The sequence below is a fragment of the bacterium genome, assembly GCA_026416715.1.
Lineage (GTDB): Bacteria > UBP4 > UBA4092 > JAOAEQ01 > JAOAEQ01 > JAOAEQ01.
In genome coordinates this window covers 1-4123 of sequence record JAOAEQ010000048.1, presented here as the reverse complement: position 1 = coordinate 4123, position 4123 = coordinate 1, and the positions used below count along the sequence as shown (strand labels likewise).

4 protein-coding genes are annotated in these 4123 nt (G+C 40.4%); all 4 read right to left on the bottom strand.

Annotated features, from left to right (window positions below):
• Positions 1–220 precede the first annotated feature (220 nt).
• The 4 genes from cas2 to cas6 are packed head-to-tail and all read right to left on the bottom strand — an operon-like array spanning position 221 to position 3810.
• Entirely contained in the window at positions 221–508 is a 288-nt protein-coding gene (cas2, locus tag N3A72_12385) for a CRISPR-associated endonuclease Cas2 (GenBank protein ID MCX7920374.1), read from the bottom strand.
• 16 nt (positions 509–524) lie between these two features.
• Entirely contained in the window at positions 525–1529 is a 1005-nt protein-coding gene (gene cas1 / locus N3A72_12380) for a CRISPR-associated endonuclease Cas1 (GenBank protein MCX7920373.1), read from the bottom strand.
• Between the two features lie 9 nt (positions 1530–1538).
• Positions 1539–2837: a TIGR02710 family CRISPR-associated CARF protein gene (locus tag N3A72_12375; GenBank protein MCX7920372.1), complete on the bottom strand. Its 1299-nt coding sequence runs from the start codon at positions 2835–2837 to the stop codon at positions 1539–1541.
• A gap of 25 nt (positions 2838–2862) precedes the next feature.
• Entirely contained in the window at positions 2863–3810 is a 948-nt protein-coding gene (gene cas6, locus N3A72_12370; GenBank protein ID MCX7920371.1) for a CRISPR system precrRNA processing endoribonuclease RAMP protein Cas6, read from the bottom strand.
• Positions 3811–4123 lie beyond the last annotated feature (313 nt).

Below are 4123 nucleotides of genomic sequence, written 5' to 3'. Positions count from 1 at the left end.
GTACAATTTCGTAACAGAATTTATAGAACATTGATTTTATTTGCGTTACGTTTAGCGCTACTCTAGGCTGTTTTTTTGTTTAGATATTTATTTATTCAATAAATATCTATGTAATTCATAAATATTTGATTTTTCTATAGTTAACTCTATATCGGCATATCCTGCCAAAATTTCTATTCGGTTTGATAAACCAAAACTCAAGGTTAACAATGTTGATTATTTATATAATATACACTTCAGGTTCTTGAACTATTTCGCAAGTACCAAGATATTCTTTTTTCGTTACGCATGCGTCACATAAAAAATAAAAACTTACTTTATCTTCCTTCGGTTCAATAGCGAGCGAAATTTCCTGTTTCATCTGTTCAAATCGCGACTGCGGTAGATTACATTCAAAAACGCTATACTGAATCCGGTCGCCATAATCTTCCATAACATTTGCAATTTTTCGGCGCCGCTTGTCATTTATAATATCATAGGCGACAATAATAGTCAACTCTTTTTTCATAAATTTGATTAATTTTTTAACGATACGAAAATGGCACGTAATCAGTTCGCTGTTCAATTGCGGTAATCATTTTACGTGCCTGATGTTCAAACAACCGACGATACGACATCATGGTATCATCCACGGTAATTTCAGTAGCGAGCCGTTTTTCATACTGTGTGAAAAAAACTCGTTTCGCTTCCGGAGCAAGGAGAACCCGCAAAACTTCCCCATCTTCGGTCTGTTCAAAAGTAAAATCAGTCGGCTGTAACATATCTTTATGAATTAAATCGAGCACAAACCGATCTACAATAGCTGAACGAAACTCTTCAATCAAATCGAGCGCTAACGATGGACGGGAATATTCTATCTGATGCAGAAATCCAACATACGGGTCAACGCCTAACCCGAATAATAGCGAACTCATTTCCGCAGTTAATAAGGTATACCCTAAACTCAATAGCGAATTGACCGGATCTCGTGGCGGATGCCGATTCCGTTCCGTGAACGTAAAATCTTTTACCAGCATTTTCCCGAATGCTTTAAAATAGATCTGGCTCGCTACACCTTCAACACCGAGTAAACTTGAAATTTGCGTTTTCCGTTCAACGCTGGCGTGAAGCTCTTGTAACCGAGTTATTTCTTCTGCAAACGGTATTTCCGGATGATTCCGTGCAAATCGTTGTACCAACGTTAAACAATTCCGAATTTTACCAGCGACCAACGATTTGGCTATTCGTAATTTGAACTCCTCATCTTTCGCGGCAGCATATTGCGCCATCCGTACCAGAACGTTTTTCGATTCAAACGAAATCAGTTTCCCGAGACATTTCCCTTGCATGGTAAAATAGCTTAAATCAATCTGGTGCTCGAGCAGAAATCGTAACGCTTGCGTTGAAATCTGCACGTTCCCAAACACAAACACCCGTTCAACTTTAAACTCCGGAATTTCCGCAATAATTTCTCGTTCTTTTTCTACGACAAGCCGTTTTGACGTTTTATTTAATTTCGTTCCCTGCTCTAATAAATAAAGCGTCGGCATGATGCATTCTTACGTTACAATCTGTTCCAGTGAAATTTTCGGAAACTGAATGGTTTTGAGAAGCTGCGACATCGTTTCGTGCTCGTGCTGTTCAGGAAAAGCTACTACAATTAACCGCTCAAGTTTCTTTTCCAACTGGTCGTAGAGCGATTCTGGTATTGGTTGAAATCCATGCGCGAGAATAGAAGTATTTCGTGCGGTAAGTAGTTTCTTTAAATCAGATTGGTTATATTCGTTACAGAACATTTTCCCGAGATTATCGTTTAGTTCCGCTAATAACCGATAACTTTCAACGAGCGCTAATCGGAGTTTACCGGAACTCGGGTCGGTTCGGTTGCGATATGTAGCCAAGCGTTGTGCCGGTAGTAATTGCGCTAACCGATCTAAGTCAATCGCTTCGGTATCAACCTCCTGATTGTTCACTCGCTTATAGAGGTTATAATGAGCTAATCGCACTTGCGCTAAATATTCGGTTAACCGATATAATCGGGCAAGTGCATCATCAAACTTCTTTTCGGTTTTAGCGCGCCGTTGCGCATTCGCAAATAAATCTATCGCCTGATGGAGACTAAACTGCTGGTCGCGTTCCATTCGTAGATATTGGAGATGGGATTCAAATTTCGATTTTATACCCCACGCACGTAAGATTTTATCGATATCATCAGTTTTATTCAACGCGAAAAATATCTCATACGCTGATTTGATATCGAATCGATCCCAGGCGGAATACCCTGCAGCTAATTGGTCAAGCACCGATACCGGCTGTCGTATTTCCGGTGCAGCGGTTAATGGTTTCACCTGTTGTAAAAATGCTATACAACTATCGTAACGGAACGTATTAAACAATTCGACCGCTTGCCGAATGAGTAATTTGGCATAGGTGCGGTTTAATGAAAACTGAATTATTTTCTCTTCGCCGGAAATAACCTTCCCGTTCGAATCACGTCGTCCGGAAATGTAACTGAACGAATCCACACCGCATTCTATCCCAGCATAAACTAACGCCGCTGACATCGCTTTCGTTCCGCTGGTAAAATCGATTGCAATATTGGTAGTCGGTTTCTTTGTCCGTAACCGATAAATTTCTTGTTTCACTTGGGTTGCTACCGCATCAAAATCATCGCTATCTGCTAAGAGAAGCGATGCATAGTTCCGCCCTTGCATAATCCGGTCGTTGACAATCTTCGGTAAGGTTTTCGATTCACTCTCTCGAGTAACTAAAAAAATAATATCCGTCGGATTATTCGTGGCAATTGAACGAATAATTCCATGCGCTACGGTTTCTCCAGTTCCAACAGATATAAGCATAATTTTTTCAGCTAACATTATGGTTTTATCCTCCGTGAGAAATAATTTGGTATTTACCTAATCCGAACGAAGTGTTCTTACCGATATGGAATTTTTCTCCTAATCCTATCCACGGCATAAAATATGCAAGGTCACCGGTATACGTTATATCGCCAATAAGTCCACCAAGACGCATAACTGTTTTCTGCCGATAGGAAAACCGTTTCCAATCATACCAGGCTAATCCGGTTGCGCTGACGCAAACCTGCTCCGCACGAGCGAGATACTGCGAATATTCCGGCATCTGGTTTAGTATCGCTGGATAATAGTATTTACCTAATAAATAGATACGACGATAGAGAACCTGCGCAAAAAGAGTAAACGGTAATTCATTATGGAGTTTCCCTTCGGTTTTAATACGGACGGGAGTCTGAAATCGGAGTGTGATTGATTTCGGTTCCGGCGTCAATTGATGTAGGTTGAGTTTCGTCGGAAGAATGAGATTTTTTAATACCTGTTGTTTCCCATCGTAGATGATTCGCTGTCCCGATTTAATTTTGAGTATCGTAAACCGACCGCGATGGTCTTTCAATCCGATACGATTTTTTCCCATTTGCGTAAACGCAACTACAATATATGGTAAATCATGGACGATGTCACCAAGAAGAATACAATTGAACTGGATTAGGTCACCAGCTGCATATTCGGTTTTTTCATCGAGTGGCGGTTCTAAAACAAACGGGGTCGGGATATCTGCAGGAGAGTCTGCCTGCATTGATTCCGGCTCGAATATTCGTTTATATCCGCAGGTTGCATTAACGATACAACCGGTGCAATCTGCTCGTTGCCGTTCAACGCAGAGTAATTGTTTTAATGCGATACCGAACGCACCTCGTAACGTCGAACCTTTAAACGGTGGGAATAATGCCGGATCAAGCATTTGCGCATAAATTTCGTAGGTATATATCGGAAAAAACCAAGGGACTGATTTCATATTTGACTTTTTATTATACCACTGGTTTAAAAATTTTGCACTATAAATCTATTCGTCGCGATGAAACAAAATAAGATACAATATTATTATGGAGATAATCTAATTATTTGCGGCATAATATTAAGCCAGCCCTGTTCAGGGCGATTGAAATTAGCCCAGCATATAATGCTGGGAAAAGAAATGGTTAGAAGTCTTTTGTCAGCCCTATTTAGGGCGATTGAAATTAGCCCAGCATGAAATGCTGGGAAAAGAAATAGTTGGAAGTCTTTTGTCAGCCCTGTTCAGGGCGATTGAAATTAGCCCAGCATATAAT